Below are 18,867 nucleotides of genomic sequence, written 5' to 3'. Positions count from 1 at the left end.
CGGGTCGGGTGGCCTTGGCCATCAACGCGGCACATTGCGCATCCAGTCGGCGGTGCCGAAAAAGGCCTGCATCAGGCGCAGCTGCAGGTCTTCGGGCAGGCCGACGTCCTGCATGGCCAGCGCCATGCAGCGCATCCACTGGTCGCGCTCGCTGGTGCCAATCTCGAACGGCATGTGGCGAGCGCGCAGGCGCGGGTGGCCAAAGCGCTCGATGAAGTGGTTGGGGCCGCCCAGCCAGCCGCACAGGAACCAGAACAGCTTGTCGCGCGAGCCGTCGAGCGAGGCGGGATGCAGCGCGCGCAGGCCCTTGAACTCGTCCTCCAGATCCATCAGGTCGTAGAAACGGTCGACCAGTTCGCGCACGCGCGCCTCGCCGCCGATCAGTGCATAGGCGGTGACTTCGGGGGCGGCATCGGATGCCGTGGATGCCGCATTTTCAGGCTTGGAATCGGTACTCATAAACACTCAAGGATGGTTCAGGCTGCAGTGGTTCAGGCTCAGGTACACGCATTACGCATTACGCATCACGCAGCGTGGCCAGCGCGGGCTGCCGCAGCACCTCGCGCAAGCCCAGCCAGCCGCCCGCGAAAGCGCACAGCATGCCAGAAAGCACACCAGCCGGCACGATCCAGCCGTTGAAGCGGTAGGGGAAATCGAACACGAACTGCGACAAGCCCCAGCCCACCGCGATCGCGCCCAGGCTGGCTAGCAGGCCCGCCAGCCCGCCCACCACCAGGAACTCCGCGTACTGGGTCTGCCGCACCACCGCGGCGGACGCGCCCAGCGCCTTGAGCAGCCCGGCATCGCGCTTGCGCTCGTCGCGCGCGCCGGACAACGCCGCATAGAGCACGGTGACGCCGGCCGCGAGCGTGAACACGAACAGGAACTCGACCGCGGCGATGACCTGGTCGAGCACGTCCTGGATCTGGCGCAGGATCATGTCGGTGTTGACCACCGTGATGTTCGGGAAGGCCGCCACCATGCGGTTGCCCAGCGCGGCTTGCGCGGCCGGCAGGTGGAAGGCCGTGATATAGGTCTGCGGCAAGCCTTGCATGGCGGAGGGCGGCAGGATGACGAAGAAGTTGACCCGCATCGAGCCCCAGTCCAGCTTGCGCAGCGAGGTGACCGGCGCCTCCACCGACTGCCCCGCCACATCGAAGCGCAAGGTGTCCCCGAGCCGGATCCCCAGCGTCTTGGCGATGCCCTCCTCCACCGAGGCCCCGGCCCCGCCCTTGCCGGCGCCGAGCCAGTTGCCCGCCACCACGCGGTTGCCGGCCGGCAGCGCGTCGGTATAGGACAGGTTGAACTCGCGCTCGACCAGGTTGCGGGCGCGGCCATCGGCAAAGCGCTCGGCGCGCACCGGCTGGCCGGCGATATGTGTCAGGCGGCCGCGCACCATCGGGTACAGCAGGTCGGCGATGCCGGCGTGCTGCAGCATGCTGGCAAGCGGCGCGCGCTGGTCCGGCTGGATATTGATGACGAAGCGGTTGGGCGCGTCCGCCGGCGTGGCGTTGCGCCAGGAGGCGATCAGGTCGTTGCGGGTCATGCCGAGCAGCAGCAGCGCCATCAGGCCCACCGCCAGCGCCACCGTCTGCAGCACCGTCACGCCGCGGCGGCGCTCCAGCACCGCCAGCGCAAAGCGCCAGCCCACGCTGCCGCGCGCCAGGCGCCCACCGCGCATCAGCCGTGACAGCAGGCTTAGCAGGCCCAGGGCCAGCAGCGCGAACACCACGCCGGCGGCGACAAAGCCGCCCGCGGTGGTCAGCCCCAGCTTGAGATCACGCGCGGCCACCAGCAGCAGCGCCACAAAAGCCCCCAGGCCGAGTCCGTAGGCGATCCAGGTCGAGACCGGCGGCGCGCCGACGTCACGCCGCAGCACGCGCAGCGGCGGCACCCGGGTCAGCGCCAGCAGCGGCGGCAAGGCAAAACCCGCCAGCAGGACGACGCCCGCCAGCACCCCAACCACGGCCGGCAGGACGGACGGCTGCGGCAGCGTCACGGTCAGCAGGTTACCCAGCGAGAGCAGCAGGCCGTAGTGCGCCAGGTAGCCGAGCGCCACGCCAGCCGCCGCGCCGCCCACGCCCAGCAGCAGGAACTCCAGCCCGAACGCCAGCAGGATCTCGCGGCGCGACAGGCCCATGCACTTGTAGACAGCGCAGGCATCGGTGTGGCGCTGCATATAGCGGCGCGCCGACATGGCGATGGCCACCGCGGCAATCATCGACGACAGCACCGCCACCAGCGACAGGAAACGCTCGGCGCGGTCCAGCGTGGCGCGCATCTGCGGCTGGCCGGATTCCAGCGACTCGACCCGGGTGTTGCGCAGCGCAAGCTTGTCGATCTCGGCCTCGGCCCACTTCTGGTAGGCCTGCGCGGCGGCATCGGGGCCGGCCACCAGCAGGCGGTAGGAGACCCGGCTGCCCCAGCCCACCAGCCCGGTGGCGGCCAGGTCAGACAGCGGCAACATCACGCGCGGCGCGAAATTCATGAAGCCGGCGCCGCGATCCAGTTCCTGCGTGAGGATGCGGTCGATGCGAAAGGCGCGGCTGCCCAGCTGGATGGTGTCGCCCATGCCGACGCCGAGCGAGTCCAGCAAGGCCTCGTCCACCCAGACGGTGCCCTCGGCGGGGATGCCGGTGGCGGCAGTTTCCGGCGCCCCGGGCCCGGCCGCCACCTTGAGCTGCCCGCGCAGCGGATAGCCGGGGCCGACCGCCTTGAGCGCGGCCAGTTGCGAAGGGGCATCGGCCCGAGCCCCGCTAGCCGCCCCTTGCCCTTGCGTCGTGGCGGCCTTGCCCGGCGCGTGCGCGCTCGCCATGCTCGGGAAGGTGACCGTCTGCGTGGTGGCCAGGCCCGCTTGCGCGGCGTGGCTGGCGAAGACGGCATCGAACGGCTGGTCGGACACGATCAGCACATCGGAGGCGATCATCTGGCGCGCGTCGCGCTCCAGCCCCAGGCGCATGCGGTCAGCCAGAAAGCCCACGCTGCTGAGCGCCGCCACGGCCAGCACCAGCGCGAACAGCAACAGGCTCAGCTCGCCGGCGCGCCAATCGCGCCGCGCCATGCGCAGCGCCTGGCGCCAGGGCGAGAAGCGCGTCGGGCGGGCGCCGGACGATGCGGCGATGGTAGTGGTTGCTGCGGTGGCTGCGGGAACGTGCTGGGAGGCGGGTTCTGAAGACATTGATCTCTTATCTCTAATCTCTTGTCCGTGCACATGCATGGTGGCGGCCAGCCGGGTTATTGGCACGACGGCAGGACACCAGCGGGAGGATCCCGGCGCGCATCCGCCGGACCAGGACCAGATTATGGCCGGATTGGGCAAAGCGAGGGTCGAACCCGCCACTCAGCGCCGGGTCTGACGCCCCGCCGGCGAGGCCGCCGGAGCACGCTTGGCCAACGCGTCGCGCAAATGGCGCAAGCCGCGCCACAGCTTGGGCAGCAGCCACGCCGCCACCAGCAGCAGCACGGCCAGCACCACCAGGAACACCACGGGCAGGAAAAAAGCCAGCAGCAGCCCGCTGCTGGCGGCAACGTCCTCGCTCAGTGAGGCAGCCCAATTCGAAAACGGTTCCGGCGAGACGTTGATCAGGGCGCGGGTGCTGGCCTTGGCGGCATGGGCAGTGCCGGCCAGTGTGCCCCCGACCAGCCCGGCGGCGACCATCCATTGCGGATCGAGCTGCCCGAAAGCGGCGGCTGCCAGGATCGCGCCGGCGGGAATGCGGATAAAGGTCTGGATGCTGTCCCAGAAGGAATCGAAACCCGGCACCTTGTCGGCCACGAATTCGGCCAGCGCCAGCAGCGCGGCCAGCGCGATCACCCACCACGATTCCAGCACCTGCAGGCCGGGCGGCAGGTGCAGCCAGCCCAGGCGGCCCAGTGCGCCAGCCGTGAACACGGCGAGGTAAAGGCGGAATCCGCTGGTCCAGGACAAGCCCGCGGCCAACGCGGCCGTTTCTAGCATGGCGCTCCTTGCTGGATCTGTCTGGCGGGCATGCCGCCCCGCCTATGCAACCAGTGTAATACGCGCGCGCTCAAACAGCCGGGTTCCCGCCCTCCCCGGTGGACGGCGTCAGCCGCCCTCCTTGCCGTCGGGGCCGTACCAGGGGAGTGCCTCCTGCGGCGTCAGGATGCCATCGGGCTCAGCCATGGCATAGCCGGGGAGCGCCTCGATGCGGCGCCGGAAGGCCGGGTCAGCCAGATGCGAAAGCAAGCCATGCGCCCAGGGCGTGATCTGGTCGTTCTTGCGCAGCGCCAGATAGTAGGCCTCGCGGGTCAGCGGCACAAAGGCCAGCCCATGGGCTTCGGCATTCATGCGCAGGCCGAACCCCACCTCGGCATGGCCGTCGTGCACCGCTTGCGCCACCCTCTCGTTGCTGAACTCGGGGGTTTCGTAGCCGACGATCTGGTCCGGGAAGAGTCCCTCGGTGGCCAGCAACTGGTCGAACAGCATGCGCGTGCCAGAACTGCGCTGGCGGTTGACAAAGCGGGCGCGGGTACGGGCCAGGTCACGCAGGTCGTGGATCTCCCCCGCGAGCTCGCGCGCGACGATCAGGCCCTGCTCGCGCCAGGCCAGCCGGATCAAGCGCACGGCGGTCGGACGCAGCCATTTGCGCAGCGTCACGTGGGCCACGGAGCCAGCCTTCTGGATCGGCGAGACGTAGAAGCCGGCCAGCTCGGACTGCCGCTCCTGCAGGCAGATCAGGCCCTCCACGCTGCCGCAGAACACGGTGTCGAGCTGCAGGCCGCCCGGCGCGTCGTGCAGCGCCCCCGCCAGGACCTCCATGGCCGGATCATGGCTGCCGGAGAAACGGATGCGGGTCTGCGGCTGGGCCGCGTCGTCCAGGTCCGCCAGGAAATCGACCATGGCCTTCTGCACGACCGGGTCGATCGAATCGCGCAAGCGCCCCTCCGCACGCAGCAAGCGCTCGCCGAACAGCGTCAGCGACGCCCCCCGGCCGCGCTCCATGTCGAGCATGCTGCGCCCAAGCATCTCCTCCCAAGACCGCATCACGCCCCAGGCGTGCCGGTACGACAAGCCGATCTCGCGCGCCGCGCGATGCAGGGAACCCGTCTCGCGCACGGCCTTGAGCAGCTGGAACACCTTGCCGTTGGAGCGAGGATTGTCATCCGCGGCGACAACCGGGAACAGGTCAAAGCGAAATGTCATATGAAACGCTTTTCATATTTACTTTAGAGATGTGGTTCACCGAGAATGCAATGCGCTGATTTCCACGTATTTTGCTGCATTCTCACCGATCCCATGAGTTTGTGGCAATTGTGTTTCTGAAAACATAAGACAAGGAGAATCCATGCAAGCGGTCAGCAAGCAAGGCCTTTTACGCCATATTTCGAACCGCGCCATGTGCGTTATCGGACTGGTTTGCCTGGTTGGCGTGGCCGGCGCCACCATCGCCACCAGCGCCTTGGCCGGCGAACTCAAGCTGGCCACGACCACCAGCACGGAGAACTCCGGCTTGCTGAAATTCCTGCTGCCCAGGTTCGAGCAAAAGAGCGGCGTCACCGTCAAAGTGATCGCCGTAGGCTCGGGCAAGGCGATGAAGATGGGCGAGATGGGTGACGTCGATGTGTTGCTGGTGCACGCCCGCAAGATGGAAGACGAATTCATGGCGGCAGGCTACGGCGTGAACCGCCGCGACGTCATGTACAACGACTTCATCGTGGTCGGCCCGGCCAGCGACCCGGCCAGGCTGAAAGGCGGCAAGGACGTGCTGGCCGGCTTCAGGAAAATCGCCGCCGGCGGCACCAGGTTCATCTCGCGCGGGGACAACTCCGGGACCGACGTGATGGAGAAGGATTACTGGAAGCAGGCGGGGATCGAGCCCAAGGGGCAGCCGTGGTATGTGAATGCCGGGCTGGGGATGGGCGAGGTGCTGACCATGGCTGCGCAGATGCCGGGCTATACGTTATCTGATCGGGCCACTTATGGCGCGTATCGCGCCAAGACCGGATTGGCGATCCTGCTGGAGGGCGATCCCAGGATGTTCAATCCATATGGCGTGATCGCTGTGAATCCGGCCAAGCATCCTGGTACCAATTACGTGGATGCGATGAAGTTGGTGGAGTGGATTACCTCTAAGGATGGGCAGGATACGATTGCGGCTTATCGGGTGGAAGGCGAGCAGTTGTTTTTTCCTAGTTATAGGGGGAAGTGAAGGGGGTGTTTGTGCGCAAGGGCAGAACCGTTGGCGCTTGTTGCCTTGGTCGCTGTTTTTTTGTGCGGCGTTGGTTTTTGGACCCAACAGCCATGCAACATTGCCCTTTTGGGTTGGTCGCTTTTTTTTGTGCGGCGTTGGTTTTTGGACCCAAGGGCCATACGACATCCCCCTGCGGGGGCTGCCGGTCACTTTTCTTTGACCGGCAAAGAAAACTAACGAAAAGAAAGCCGCCCTGCCGGGAGCAGAGCAATCAGGCTTATGTGGGGCAGTGGTTTCGTTGTACGGCCCGGAGTGTTGGCTAGCGTATCCTACCGGCCCAGAGGACATCGCTACGGCATGACCCTATGGTCACGTGGCGGTGCCCCTGATCGCTTTGCTCGGTGCGCGTTCGGGCATCTGCCGTTCGCGGGGCGTAGCGCCACGATCCTGCCTGCCTCGGTGGTTTCGTGGTTTTGTCTCTGGCGGCGAGCGCCCGGCCAGTTGATGCCCTGCCGTACCGGCGCGAGCGGCACCTTACTCTCGGCTTCCCAAGTTTCGTGGTGGGCACCGTGGCCCGTCCGCTAGGGCCGCGCTCACAGCCGCGGCGCTCGTCCTCCGAGACAAAACCACGAAACCAGCCACACCCGAAACGGCGCAGCACTTCGCACCGCGAACGGCAGATGTGTGAATGGTCACCGCAAGCGAGGTCAGGGGCTGCACGACGTAACCCAAGGGTCATGCAAAAATGATGTCCTTTGGGCCGGTAGGATCGGCTAGCCAACACTCCGGGCCGTACAACGAAACCACCGCCCCACATAAGCCTTATTGCTCTGCTCCCGGCAGGGCGGCTTTCTTTTCGTTAGTTTTCTTTGCCGGTCAAAGAAAAGTGACCGGCAGCCCCCGCAGGGGGATGTCGTATGGCCCTTGGGTCCAAAAACCATCGCCGCACAAAGAAACAGCAACCAACCAAGCAAGGGCGATGCCGTACGGCACTTGGGTCCAAAAACCAACGCCGCACAAAAAAACAGCGACCAAGGCAACAAGCGCCAACGGTTCTGCCCTCGCCCCCCCCCAACTCACCCCTCCCCCATCCTCACCAAAACAGGCAAAACCGGCAACTCCCCCGCCACCTCCGCAATCATCCTGCGCATCCACATCACGTCCGGCGCAGCATGGCACCGCTCATGCCAAAGCTGATAAAACCGCATCCGCGGAAACGCCACCGGCGAGGGCACCATCTTCAACGGCAGGTACTGCGCGTAATGCGCGGCAAACTGCCGCCCCGTGGTGAACACCATATCGGTCTTCATCAACACATACGGCACCAGCCCGAAATACGGCAAGGTGACCTGGATATTGCGCTTGTACCCCTGCTCGGCCAGCGCCTGGTCGATCATGCTGCGCTGCATCGAGGCATAGGGCGCCGGCGCCAGGTGCGGCATTTCCAGGTAGTGCTTGAGGGTCAGCCCCTTGCGCGCCAGCGGATGCTGCGCCCCCAGCATGCACACCACCTCATCGTCGAACAGCGGCGAAATATGCAGATGCTCTGGTGGCGACAGCCAGTTGCCGACCACGATGTCGAGCTGCCCTTGTTCCAGGCTGTCGAGGAAGTCGCTCGATGACGTCATCGGGTGCACGAACAGCTTGGCGTTGGGCGCCAGCCGGCGCACGCGCTCGACGATGTTGGGCAGGAAGAAGGCGTCCAGGTAGTCCGGCGCGCCCAGGTGGAAGGTACGGGTCGTGGTGGCCGGGTCGAAATGCTGGGGCGGCCGGGCGATGCGGTCCATGGCCGCCAGGCTCTGTTCGGCCAGTTGCAGCAGCTCGCGGCCGCGCTCGGTCGGCACCATGCCGCTCTTGCCGCGCACCAGGATGGCGTCCCCCGTGATTTCCCTTAGCCGCTTGAGCGTATTGCTGATGGCAGGCTGCGACTGGCCAAGGCGGACCGCGGTGCGGGTCACGCTCTGCTCGGTGAGCAGGGTGTGCAGCACCCGCAGCAAATAGGTGTCGAGATGGTCGCGTCCGTGCATGGCGAGGGGGCGCCTGGCGCGCTTTGCGGCCGGTGGCGTGGGGAATGGGAACGGCGCATAGTGTATGTCACGCACCCCGTCATTGGTCAAATCCGGTGGCCGCCGCCCTCGCCGGCCGCCGGAACGCTCTCCCCGCTTGATGGGGCATATCACCTGGGCCGAATATTGCATCATCGGCGTCAGTGCTATGTTTGGCCCCATCCACAAAGAGAGAAGACACCATGGAGACGCAAACCATCCGCTTTTACCACCGGGGCAAGGTCACGGAGGTCGCAGACGCCCCCGTTACCCGCACCGTGCTGCAGTACCTGCGCGAGGACGCGCGCTGCACGGGCACCAAGGAAGGCTGCGCCGAAGGCGATTGCGGGGCATGCACCGTGGTGCTGGGCGAGCTGGGCGAAGACGGCCGGGTCGAGTTCAAGGCGGTCAATGCCTGCATCCAGTTCCTGCCCACGCTGGACGGCCGCGCGCTGATCACCGTGGAAGACCTGCGCCAGGCCGACGGCGCGCTGCACCCGGTGCAGCAGGCGATGGTGGAGTGCCATGGCTCCCAGTGCGGTTTCTGTACCCCCGGCTTTGTGATGTCGCTGTGGGCGCTGTACCAGCAAAAGTCCGAGGACGCCGGCACTGGCCGCGCCCCGGCGCGCGAGGCCATCTGCGACGCCCTGACCGGCAACCTGTGCCGCTGCACCGGCTACCGCCCCATCATCGAGGCCGGCCAGCGCATGATGGCGCTGCCGGCGCCGCAGGCCAGCAAGCTGGACCCGCGCCAGATCGCCGACACGCTGCGCGCGCTGCAGCGCGACGACACCTTCCACTACAGCGCCGAAGGCCAGCACTTCTACGCGCCCCGCACCGCCTCGGCTTTTGCCGCCATCAAGGCCGCCGAGCCCGGCGTGCGCATCCTGGCCGGCAGCACCGACGTGGGGCTGTGGGTGACCAAGCAGTTCCGCGAACTGGGCAACCTGCTGTACGTGGGCCAGGTGGCTGACCTGAACGGCATCCGCGAAATCGATGGCGCCCTGGAAATCGGCGCGGCAGTCTCGCTGGAGCGCGCCTACGCCGCGCTGAACGACGTCCATCCCGAGCTGGAGGAATTGTGGAAGCGTTTTGCCTCCCTGCCGATCCGCAATGCCGGCACGCTGGGCGGCAATATCGCCAACGGCTCGCCGATCGGCGACTCCATGCCCGCGCTGATCGCGCTTGGCACCGAAGTGGTGCTGCAGCGCGGCGACGTGCGCCGCAACCTTGCGCTGGAAGACCTCTACCTGGCCTACCAGAAGACCGCCATGGCCGAAGGCGAGTTCGTCGCGGCGCTGCGCGTGCCGCTGGCCGGACCGGAGCACTTCCGTACCTACAAGCTGTCAAAACGCTTTGACGAAGACATTTCCGCTGTCTGCGCGGCCTTTGCGCTGACGCTGGAGAGCGGCGTGATCCGCCATGCGCGCGTGGCCTTCGGCGGCATGGCTGCCACGCCCAAGCGCGGCGCGCACGCCGAAGCCGCGCTGCTTGGCCAGCCCTGGACCGAAGCCACCGCCCGCGCCGCCATGAGCGCGCTGGCGCAGGACTTCACGCCGTTGTCCGATATGCGCGCCACCGCCGCGTACCGCAGCCGCGGCGCCGCCAACCTGCTGTACCGCTTCTGGCTGGAAACGCGCGCCGACGCGCTGCCTGCCGCCGCCGTCAATGTCCGCGCCATCGGTGCGGGCGCGGCCACCGCTACCACTACCGCCAACGCGTAAGGAGAGATCGGCATGAACAAGCAAACCGAACCCTTCCTGCTCGACGCCGCCAGCGAAGCCAGGACCGCCATTTCGACGCCGCAAGTGGGCGTCTCGCGCCCGCACGAATCGGCCCACCTGCACGTGGCCGGCACGGCCACCTACACCGACGACATCCCCGAACTGGCAGGCACGCTGCATGCCGCGCTCGGCATGAGCACGCGCGCCCATGCCCGCGTCAGGTCGATCTCGCTCGACAAGGTGCGCGCCGCGCCGGGCGTGGTGGCGGTGCTGACCGCAGAGGACATTCCCGCTGCCAACGAATGCGGCCCGATCATCCACGACGACCCAATCCTGGCCAACGGCCTGGTCCAGTTCATCGGCCAGCCGATCTTCGTGGTGGTGGCCACCTCGCACGACGCCGCGCGCCGCGCCGCGCGCCTGGGTGCGATCGAGTATGAAGACCTGGCGCCGGTGCTGTCGCCCGAGGCGGCGCACCAGGCCGGCAGCTATGTGCTGCCGCCGATGCACCTCACGCGCGGCGAGCCGGCCAGCCATATCGCCGCCGCCGTGCATCGGGACAAGGGCCACATCCGCCTGGGCGGCCAGGAGCAGTTCTACCTCGAAGGCCAGATCGCCTACGCCGCGCCCAAGGAAAACGACGGCATGCATGTGTGGTGCTCGACCCAGCATCCCACCGAAATGCAGCATGCCGTGGCGCATATGCTGGGCTGGCACGCGCACCAGGTGCTGGTGGAGTGCCGCCGCATGGGCGGCGGCTTCGGCGGCAAGGAATCGCAATCGGCCATGTTCGCCTGCTGCGCCGCGCTGGCTGCCTGGAAGCTGCTGTGCCCGGTCAAGCTGCGCCCGGACCGCGATGACGACATGATGATCACCGGCAAGCGCCACGACTTCGTCTTCGACTACGAAGTCGGCCACGATGCCGACGGCCGCGTCGAAGGCGTGTCGGTGGAAATGGTTTCGCGCGCCGGCTTCTCGGCCGACCTGTCCGGCCCGGTGATGACCCGCGCCATCTGCCACTTCGACAACGCCTACTGGCTGCCGAACGTGCAGATCGACGGTTACTGCGGCAAGACCAACACGCAGAGCAACACCGCCTTTCGCGGCTTCGGCGGCCCGCAGGGTGCCTTTGCCATGGAGTACATCCTCGACAACGTGGCACGCACCGTGGGCCGCGATGCGCTCGACGTGCGCCTCGCCAACCTGTACGGCAAGACCGAGCGCAACGTCACGCCTTACGGCCAGACCGTGGAAGACAACGTCATCCACGAACTGCTCGACGAACTCGAGGCGACCAGCGCCTACCGCGCGCGCCGCGAGGCCACGCGCGCGTTCAACGCCACCAGCCCGGTGCTCAAGAAGGGCATCGCCATCACCCCGGTGAAGTTCGGCATTTCCTTCAACGTGGCCCACTTCAACCAGGCCGGCGCGCTGGTGCATGTGTACAACGACGGCTCGGTGCTGGTGAACCACGGCGGCACCGAGATGGGCCAGGGCCTGAACACCAAGGTGGCGATGGTGGTGGCGCATGAGCTTGGCATCCGGCTCGAACGCGTGCGCGTGACCGCGACCGATACCAGCAAGGTGGCCAACACCTCGGCCACGGCCGCCTCCACCGGCACCGACCTGAACGGCAAGGCCGCGCAGGACGCCGCGCGGCAGATCCGCGAGCGGCTGGCGGCGTTTGCCGCGCGCCAGGCCGGCGTGGACGCCAACAGCGTGCAGTTCGGCGACGACCTGGTGGTCGCGGGCGAACTCCGCCTGGACTTCAGCGACCTGGCACGGCAAGCCTACGTGGCACGGGTGCAACTGTGGTCCGATGGCTTCTACACCACGCCCAAGCTGTACTGGGACCAGTCCAAGCTGCAAGGCCGGCCGTTCTATTACTTCGCCTATGGCGCGGCGTGCTCGGAAGTGCTGGTGGACACGCTCACCGGCGAATGGCGCCTGCTGCGCGCCGACGTGCTGCACGACGCCGGCCGCTCGCTCAACCCGGCCATCGACATCGGCCAGGTGGAGGGTGGGTTTATCCAGGGCATGGGCTGGCTGACCACCGAGGAGCTGTGGTGGAACAAGGACGGCAAGCTGATGACGCATGCGCCCTCCACCTACAAGATCCCGACCGTCAACGACTGCCCGGAAGCGTTCTACGTGCGGCTGTTCGAGAACGACAATGCGGAGGACAGCATCCATCGTTCCAAGGCCGTGGGCGAGCCGCCGCTGCTGCTGCCGTTCTCGGTGTTCTTCGCGATCCGCGACGCGGTGGCCAGCGTGGGGGACTACAAGGTGAACCCGCCGCTGGTGGCGCCCGCGACCAGCGAGGCAATCCTGGATGCGGTGGACGCCGTGCGGGTGGCGCAGTAGGAGACAGCGGCTTGCAGATGCGCCCGCCCTCTCCCACAGGCCATCTTCGCTGAAGACCGCAACGAAGTAACGAGCATCAACTAAAAAAGGCATCACCATGCAGGACGCGCCCCTCAAACCCTTCCGCTTCGCCGACGCCACCCGCTGGGTGCGCGCCGGCGTGCCGGTGGTGATGGTCACCATCGCCGAGGTCAAAGGCTCCGCCCCGCGCGAGGCGGGCGTGCGCATGCTGGTGACCGCCAACGAGCTGGTCGGCACCATCGGCGGCGGCCATCTCGAGTGGCGCGGCATGGAGATCGCCCGCACCATGCTGGCCGAGCGCGACGCGATGCGGCAGATCGTGCGCATCCCGCTGGGCCCGGCGCTGGGCCAATGCTGCGGCGGCGTGGTGCTGCTCGCCTTCGAGGTGTTGGGCGAGGCCGACCTGCCGTGGCTGGACGCGGTGCAGGCCGCGTTCGGCACCGGACGCGCACTGACGCGCACGGTGCCGCGCACCGGCGCGGTGCAACACGCCGCGGCACCGGCGCTGCTGCCCTCGGTGGCCTTGCAGGCGGACGGCGGCTGGACCGACACCCTGGTGCCGGACGAGTTGCACGTGGTGCTGTTCGGCGCCGGCCACGTGGGCCATGCGCTGGTCAAGGTGCTGGCCAACCTGCCGTGCCAGGTGCACTGGGTGGATGAGCGCGATACCTTGTTTCCCGCCGACCTGCCCGACAACGTCACCCCGGAAGCCAGCGACATCCCCGAGGCGGTGGTCGACCACGCGCCCGCCGGCAGCTACTTCCTGGTGATGACGCACAGCCACGCGCTGGACCAGACGCTGTGCGAGCGCATCCTGCGGCGCGACGACTTCGCCTACTTCGGCCTGATCGGTTCCAAGACCAAGCGCGCGCGCTTCGAGCACCGCATGGCGGAGCACGGAATTGACCCTTCCCGCTTCGCGGAAATGACGTGCCCGATGGGCGTCTGCGGCATCACGGACAAGGCTCCGGCTATGATTGCGGTTGCCATCGTCGCCCAGTTGCTGCAGGTTCGCGACCAGCGCCTCGCCCATCTGGGTGCGCTCGTCGCCAGCCGCAGCGGCAAAGCGACGAGCACGACGCAAACCAAGACCGCAAAAGGAACCCCATGACGCTCGATGCCGCGCTCGCAGACCGTATCCGCCAGACGCCCAAGGCGGAACTGCACGTCCACATTGAAGGCACGCTCGAGCCTGAGCTGATCTTCCGGCTGGCCCAGCACAACAAGGTCAAGTTGCCATACGCCAGCGTGGAAGCCCTGCGCAAGGCCTACGCCTTCACCGACCTGCAATCCTTCCTCGATATCTATTACGCCGGCGCCAGCGTGCTGCTGACCGAGGACGATTTCTTCGACATGACGATGGCCTACGTGCAGCGTGCCGTCGCCGACAACGTGCGCCACGCCGAGATCTTCTTCGACCCGCAGACCCATACCGCGCGCGGCGTGCCGATCCATGTGGTGATCGACGGCATTTCCGACGCGCTCGCCCAGGCCCGCACGCAGTACGACTTCTCCAGCAGCCTGATCCTCTGCTTCCTGCGCCACCTCTCCGAGGAAGACGCTTTCGCCACGCTGGAAGCCGCGCTGCCCTACCGCGACCGCTTTGTCGGCATCGGGCTGGATTCCTCCGAGCAGGGCAACCCGCCGGAGAAGTTCGCCCGCGTGTTTGCCCGCGCCCGCGAGCTCGGCCTGCACCTGGTGGCGCATGCCGGCGAGGAAGGCCCGGCGCAATACGTGACCGACGCGCTCGACATCCTCAAGGTGGAGCGCATCGACCACGGCGTGCGCGCCATCGACGACCCGGCACTGGTCGAGCGGCTGGCCCGCGAGCGCGTGGCGCTCACGGTATGCCCGCTGTCCAACCAGAAGCTCAAGGTCTACCCGGACCTGCGCGACCACTCCCTGCACCGCCTGCTCGAAGCCGGCGTGCTGGTCACGCTGCACTCGGACGACCCCGCCTATTTCGGCGGCTATATGAACGCGAACTGGGAAGCCACTTTCGAAGCCTTGCCGCTGACCGCGGCCGATGGCCACAAGCTGGCGCGCAACAGTTTCGAGGCGTCGTTCCTGCCCGCCTCGCAAAAGACTGCCTTCCTCGCCGAAGTCGACCACTTCTGGCAATCCCCCCTGCCCGCCGCGGCCTCCACGGCCTGAAGCGCGGCTCACCCCAAGATGCCGGCGCGCCATGCGCGCGCCGGCGCATGACGAGACATCGATATGACGACCACGCCCCCCACCCAGTCCATCACCCGCGCCATCCGTGGCCGCGTGCTGCACTTCCTGCGCGACCCCCAGTTTCATGACGACGCGTATCAGTATTGGGAAGACGGGGTGCTGATCGTTACCGCCGGGCATGTCGCCGCGGTGGGCAGCCATGCCGACCTGGCCGACCAGATCCCGGCCGGCGCCGAAGTGATCGACCGCCGCGGCAAGCTGATCGTGCCGGGCTTTATCGACACGCACGTGCACTACCCGCAGACCGACATCATCGCCTCGCCCTCGCCCGGCCTGCTGCACTGGCTGGAGACCTATACCTTCCCCGAGGAGCGCCGCTTTGCCGAGCCGGAATACGCGGCGGCCGTGGCTGGCTTTTTCGCCGACGAGCTGTTGCGCAACGGCACCACCAGCGCCGTGGCCTGGAGCACCGTGCATACGGCGTCGGCCGATGCGCTGTTTGCCGAAGCCGACCGCCGCAACCTGCGCCTGGTCACCGGCAAGGTGATGATGGACCGCAACTGCCCCGAATTCCTGCGCGACACCGCCGAGTCCGGCGCGCGCGATTCGGCCGACCTGATCTCGCGCTGGCACGGCAAGAACCGCCTGTCGTACGCCATTACGCCGCGCTTCGCGCCCACCTCCAGCGAAGCGCAGTTGCAAGCCTGCGGCGAGTTGGCCAAGGCCTACCCGGACGCCTTCATCCAGACCCACGTGGCGGAGAACCGCGACGAAGTGAAATGGGTGGCCGAGCTGTTCCCGCAAGCCCGCAGCTATCTGGACATCTACGATCACTACGGCCTGCTGCGCCCGGGCGCGCTGTACGGCCACGCCATCTACCTCGACCAGGACGACCGCAAGCGGCTGGCCGACAGCGGCGCGGCGGTGGCGCACTGCCCCACCTCCAACCTGTTCCTGGGCAGCGGCTTCTATGACTTCCACCAGTCGGATGCGCACCGCCTCAACGTGACGCTGGCCACCGACGTGGGCGGGGGCACTTCATTCTCGATGCTGCGCACCATGAACGCCGCCCACAAGGTGGCGCGCATGGGCGGCTACCACCTGACCGCGCTGCGCATGTTCTACCTGGCCACCCGTGCCGCCGCCGATGCACTGGGCTGGAGCGAGCGCGTGGGCAGCTTCACCCCCGGCTGCGAGGCCGACTTCATCGTGCTCGACCCGCAGGCCACGCCGCTGATCGCGCGCCGCAGCGAGCGCTCGGAAACGCTGGAAGAGCAGTTGTTCGCCTTCGCCATGCTGGGTGACGACCGCGTCATCGGCGAGGTGTATGTGATGGGCGAGCCGGCGAGCGCGCCGGCCTGCGCCGCGCACTAATCGTCACTTCCCGCTGTGTAACACCGGGTCCGGCCTTGCTGGCTTGACCCGGATCAACACCCCTGTCACGCAATCCTTCTAAGCTGTCACACCATCGGCCTGTCCCGTGGCCGCGCATCGCCAGTCTCGGGCCCAGCCCGACCCCGCGTTCGACAACTGAAGGTTTTTGCATGATTGCCACGCAGCAAGCTTCCTTTCCGGAGCCGATTTCCCCTGACGTCCCCCTGCCCTCGCGCAAGATCATCCGCGGCTGGCTGATCCCGCTTGCCGCGCGCAGCACGCCGCGCGCGCTGGCGCTGTTCGCGCTGGACACCGCGCTGTTCCTGGCCGCGCTGGCCGGGGTGGTGCTGTTCTCCCACTGGCTCGCCAAGCTGGCCGCCAGCGTGGCAACGGGGCTGATCATCGCCCGCCTGTTCATCATCGGCCACGATGCCTGCCACCAGAGCCTGACGCCCCGGCGCGGCCTGAACAAATGGCTGGGCCGGCTGACCTTCCTGCCGTCGCTCACGCCTTACAGCCTGTGGGAAGTGGGCCATAACGTGGTCCACCACGGTTACTCCAACCTCAAGGGCTTCGACTTCGTCTGGCAGCCTTACTCGCTCGAGGAATTCCAGGCCCTGCCGCGCTGGCGCCGCGCGCTGGAGCGGGTCTACCGCACCGGCTTTGGCGCGGGCCTGTACTACCTGGTCGAGATCTGGTGGTTCAAGATGTTCTTCCCCAGCCGCCGCCAGATGCCCACGCGCCGCGCCGTCTTCATGTGGGACTGCACGCTGGTGGCGCTCTTCGGCGTGGCCTGGATCGGTGCGCTGGCGTGGCTGGCCATCGCCACGGGGCAGTCGGTGGCGCTGCTGGTCGGGCTGGGCTTCGTGCTGCCGTTCCTGGTCTGGAATTTCACGGTGGGCTTCGTGCTCTACGTGCACCACACCCACACCAGCGTGGCCTGGTACGACACCAAGGCCATGTGGGCGCGCGCCCAGCCCTTCGTCTCCACCACCGTGCACCTGCGCTTTCGCTATGGCATCGGCGCGGCGCTGCACCACATCATGGAGCACACCGCGCACCACGTGGACATGAGCGTGCCGCTGTACCGCCTCAAGCGCGCCCAGGCGCTGCTGGAGCATGCGCTGCCGGGCCGCATCATCATCCAGAACTTCACCTGGCGCTGGTATTTCGATACCGCGCGCCGCTGCAAGCTGTACGACTTCAAGGCGCTCTGCTGGACGGACTTCCGCGGCCGCCAGACCAGCGCCAACGCGCCAGTGCCGGCATAACCCACCATCCTCCCCCCCACCCCCTGCCGCAGCCGCCCTGGCTGCGCTTTGTCTTTTGGGGCGCGTAATACTCAATTACAAAATCTTTCCGCGCGCTTGTCCCGCGCAGCGGCGCTTGCCTCGTTAAGCAAGGTATCGGTCCCAGGGTCATTGCACATCCCGACCCGGGGCCGCCCCTTGGACAACGCCCGAGCGCAAATCAGCGCCGACAGGACAAACAGGACAAAGACAAATGGCAATCAGCAAACCCCATGCGCCCGCACGCCGCCGCCTGCTCCGCGCCGCCCTGCCGGCGCTCGCCTCGCTGGCGGTGCTTGGCAGCCTGGCCGGTTGCGTGACCGAGCGCGTGGTAGTACGCCAGCCGGCGCCTGCGCCACCCCACCAGGTGGTCCGCAACATGCCACCGCCGGTGCACGAAGACCGCGGCCCCGCGCCTGCCTACGGCTGGAACTGGGTGCCGGGCCACTGGAAGTGGGAAGGCAACGACTGGTTCTGGGTGCACGGCCGCTGGGTCCAGCAGCCGGTGCCGGTGATGCCGCCCGTGATCGTGGAACAGATCACCGTCGCCCCCGCAGCACACGCCTACTGGGTGCCCGGACACTGGGTCTGGCGTTTCGAGGGCGGCGGCTGGGTCTGGATGAAGGGCGCCTGGCACGGCTAAGCGGCCACTCAGACAGATTCTGGCGTCGTTGCTCGGCCTTGGCCGTACCACGCGTACGGCCAAGGCCGCGCACCTGGCCAGAACCGCTTCCCTTCATTTAGGCGTCTCCACCATCTTGCCGCCCTGCTCCGCCATGCGCGCGCGCATGGCGTCGGCCGAGCCGATCTGATGGAACAGCGGCCCGCCCGGGGCGAAGCTATCGGCCGTGGCAAGCCGGCCGACCACCACCGGCTCGAAGCCGGCATCGCGCACCAGTTGCTCGCCGATGCGCAGGGCCTTGGGATCGTCGGCGGCGATCGGCACCGCGATCAGGCCCTCGGCCCGGTGGTTCTGACTGGCGAAGTTGGTGGCGCCCATGAAATTGAAGGCGCGCACGATACGCGCGCCGTGCAGGTACTTTGCCGTGGTGATGCCGATGCCCTTGCGCATCGCCTCTTCGGCGATGGCGCCATCGCGCGTAAGCACGGCGTTGGTCGCATCCACCACCACTTTGCCGGCAAAGGCCTTGCCATACTCCGCCGATATCTCAGGCAAGGCCTTGTAAGGAACGGCAAGAAAAATCACATTGGAAAACGCCAGCGCCTCGGCCACCGTGCCCGCGCGGGCAAGCGGGCCAAGTTTCTCGACCAGCGGCTTGAGTTCATCCGGGTGACGCGAGGAGAACAGGACGGGATGGCCTGCCTTCACCCACAGCCCGCCCAACGTGCCGCCGATGCGGCCCGACCCGATCACGCCGATGGGCATGGGAGTGCCTTCCCGGCTAGCCTGCGCGCGCAGGCGCGAGGGGGAGATCCCCAGCCACATCGCCAGCAAGGCCAGGCTCACGCTGCCGCTGAGCAGGCGGCGCTGCCGGTCGATGGTTTCGATGCGCTCTGGAAACGGCATGGCGGACTCCTCGATCCGATGAACATCAGACATCGTGATGCTGCAATACAGCAACACAGCAACACGGCAAGCGGGTGCGGTGCGCTTGGCACGCCTTCAAACTCTAGGCGAAAAATGCAGCGCGCGCCGCCACCCCGCTGCCCCGCTGCTGCCGCGTGATCGATTTGGCGCTTGCCACCCTGTGCACTACAGTAA

Annotated in this window: 14 protein-coding genes; 8 read left to right on the top strand and 6 right to left on the bottom strand. The window is 67.2% G+C overall.

Annotated features, from left to right (window positions below):
• Window positions 1-21 precede the first annotated feature (21 nt).
• From F7R26_RS05640 to F7R26_RS05625, 4 genes are all read right to left on the bottom strand, one after another.
• On the bottom strand, window positions 22-459 hold the full coding sequence (locus tag F7R26_RS05640) for a group II truncated hemoglobin (RefSeq protein ID WP_150983724.1): 438 nt from the start codon (window positions 457-459) through the stop codon (window positions 22-24).
• 58 nt (window positions 460-517) lie between these two features.
• Window positions 518-3,178: an ABC transporter permease gene (locus F7R26_RS05635; RefSeq protein ID WP_150983723.1), complete on the bottom strand. Its 2,661-nt coding sequence runs from the start codon at window positions 3,176-3,178 to the stop codon at window positions 518-520.
• 162 nt (window positions 3,179-3,340) lie between these two features.
• Window positions 3,341-3,958 carry a DUF4126 domain-containing protein gene (locus F7R26_RS05630; RefSeq protein WP_150983722.1) on the bottom strand — a complete coding sequence of 206 codons (618 nt, stop codon included), beginning with the start codon at window positions 3,956-3,958 and terminating at the stop codon, window positions 3,341-3,343.
• Window positions 3,959-4,066: 108 nt separating this feature from the next.
• A complete protein-coding gene (locus tag F7R26_RS05625) occupies window positions 4,067-5,164 on the bottom strand; it encodes a substrate-binding domain-containing protein (protein WP_150983721.1) in 1,098 nt (365 codons plus the stop codon).
• Between the two features lie 193 nt (window positions 5,165-5,357).
• Here F7R26_RS05625 and F7R26_RS05620 point away from each other — a divergent pair, with 193 nt between their 5' ends.
• Window positions 5,358-6,170, top strand: coding sequence for an ABC transporter substrate-binding protein (locus F7R26_RS05620; protein WP_241754498.1), 813 nt, complete (start codon window positions 5,358-5,360; stop codon window positions 6,168-6,170).
• A gap of 1,058 nt (window positions 6,171-7,228) precedes the next feature.
• Here the strand turns inward: F7R26_RS05620 and F7R26_RS05615 are convergent.
• Entirely contained in the window at window positions 7,229-8,179 is a 951-nt protein-coding gene (locus F7R26_RS05615; protein ID WP_150983719.1) for a LysR substrate-binding domain-containing protein, read from the bottom strand.
• Window positions 8,180-8,400: 221 nt separating this feature from the next.
• Between F7R26_RS05615 and xdhA the strand changes: the two genes are divergently transcribed.
• The 7 genes from xdhA to F7R26_RS05580 all read left to right on the top strand — a co-directional run bounded on the left by xdhA (window position 8,401) and on the right by F7R26_RS05580 (window position 17,787).
• A complete protein-coding gene (xdhA, locus tag F7R26_RS05610; protein ID WP_150983718.1) occupies window positions 8,401-9,921 on the top strand; it encodes a xanthine dehydrogenase small subunit in 1,521 nt (506 codons plus the stop codon).
• A gap of 12 nt (window positions 9,922-9,933) precedes the next feature.
• The gene (xdhB, locus tag F7R26_RS05605; protein WP_150983717.1) at window positions 9,934-12,285 is read left to right on the top strand and encodes a xanthine dehydrogenase molybdopterin binding subunit; all 2,352 of its coding nucleotides are present in this window, start codon (window positions 9,934-9,936) and stop codon (window positions 12,283-12,285) included.
• Window positions 12,286-12,382: 97 nt separating this feature from the next.
• Window positions 12,383-13,417, top strand: coding sequence for a xanthine dehydrogenase accessory protein XdhC (xdhC, locus tag F7R26_RS05600; RefSeq protein ID WP_150983716.1), 1,035 nt, complete (start codon window positions 12,383-12,385; stop codon window positions 13,415-13,417).
• Entirely contained in the window at window positions 13,414-14,460 is a 1,047-nt protein-coding gene (locus F7R26_RS05595; protein WP_150983715.1) for an adenosine deaminase, read from the top strand. Before xdhC ends, F7R26_RS05595 begins: the two co-directional genes overlap by 4 nt.
• A gap of 63 nt (window positions 14,461-14,523) precedes the next feature.
• Window positions 14,524-15,855: a guanine deaminase gene (guaD, locus tag F7R26_RS05590; RefSeq protein WP_150983714.1), complete on the top strand. Its 1,332-nt coding sequence runs from the start codon at window positions 14,524-14,526 to the stop codon at window positions 15,853-15,855.
• A 170-nt stretch (window positions 15,856-16,025) separates the two neighbouring features.
• Complete coding sequence (locus F7R26_RS05585; RefSeq protein WP_150983713.1) at window positions 16,026-17,126, top strand: fatty acid desaturase; 1,101 nt, start codon at window positions 16,026-16,028, stop codon at window positions 17,124-17,126.
• Between the two features lie 232 nt (window positions 17,127-17,358).
• Window positions 17,359-17,787 (top strand): YXWGXW repeat-containing protein, encoded by a 429-nt coding sequence (locus F7R26_RS05580; RefSeq protein ID WP_150983712.1) that lies wholly within the window; start codon window positions 17,359-17,361, stop codon window positions 17,785-17,787.
• Window positions 17,788-17,880: 93 nt separating this feature from the next.
• Here the strand turns inward: F7R26_RS05580 and F7R26_RS05575 are convergent, their stop codons facing one another.
• Window positions 17,881-18,672, bottom strand: coding sequence for an NADPH-dependent F420 reductase (locus tag F7R26_RS05575; RefSeq protein WP_150983711.1), 792 nt, complete (start codon window positions 18,670-18,672; stop codon window positions 17,881-17,883).
• Between the last annotated feature and the right edge of the window lie 195 nt (window positions 18,673-18,867).

Origin of the sequence: Cupriavidus basilensis (assembly GCF_008801925.2) — a bacterium.
GTDB classification, from domain to species: domain Bacteria; phylum Pseudomonadota; class Gammaproteobacteria; order Burkholderiales; family Burkholderiaceae; genus Cupriavidus; species Cupriavidus basilensis.
The sequence above is the reverse complement of the archived record's forward strand: the minus strand, read 5'-3'. Positions and strand labels throughout refer to the sequence as shown.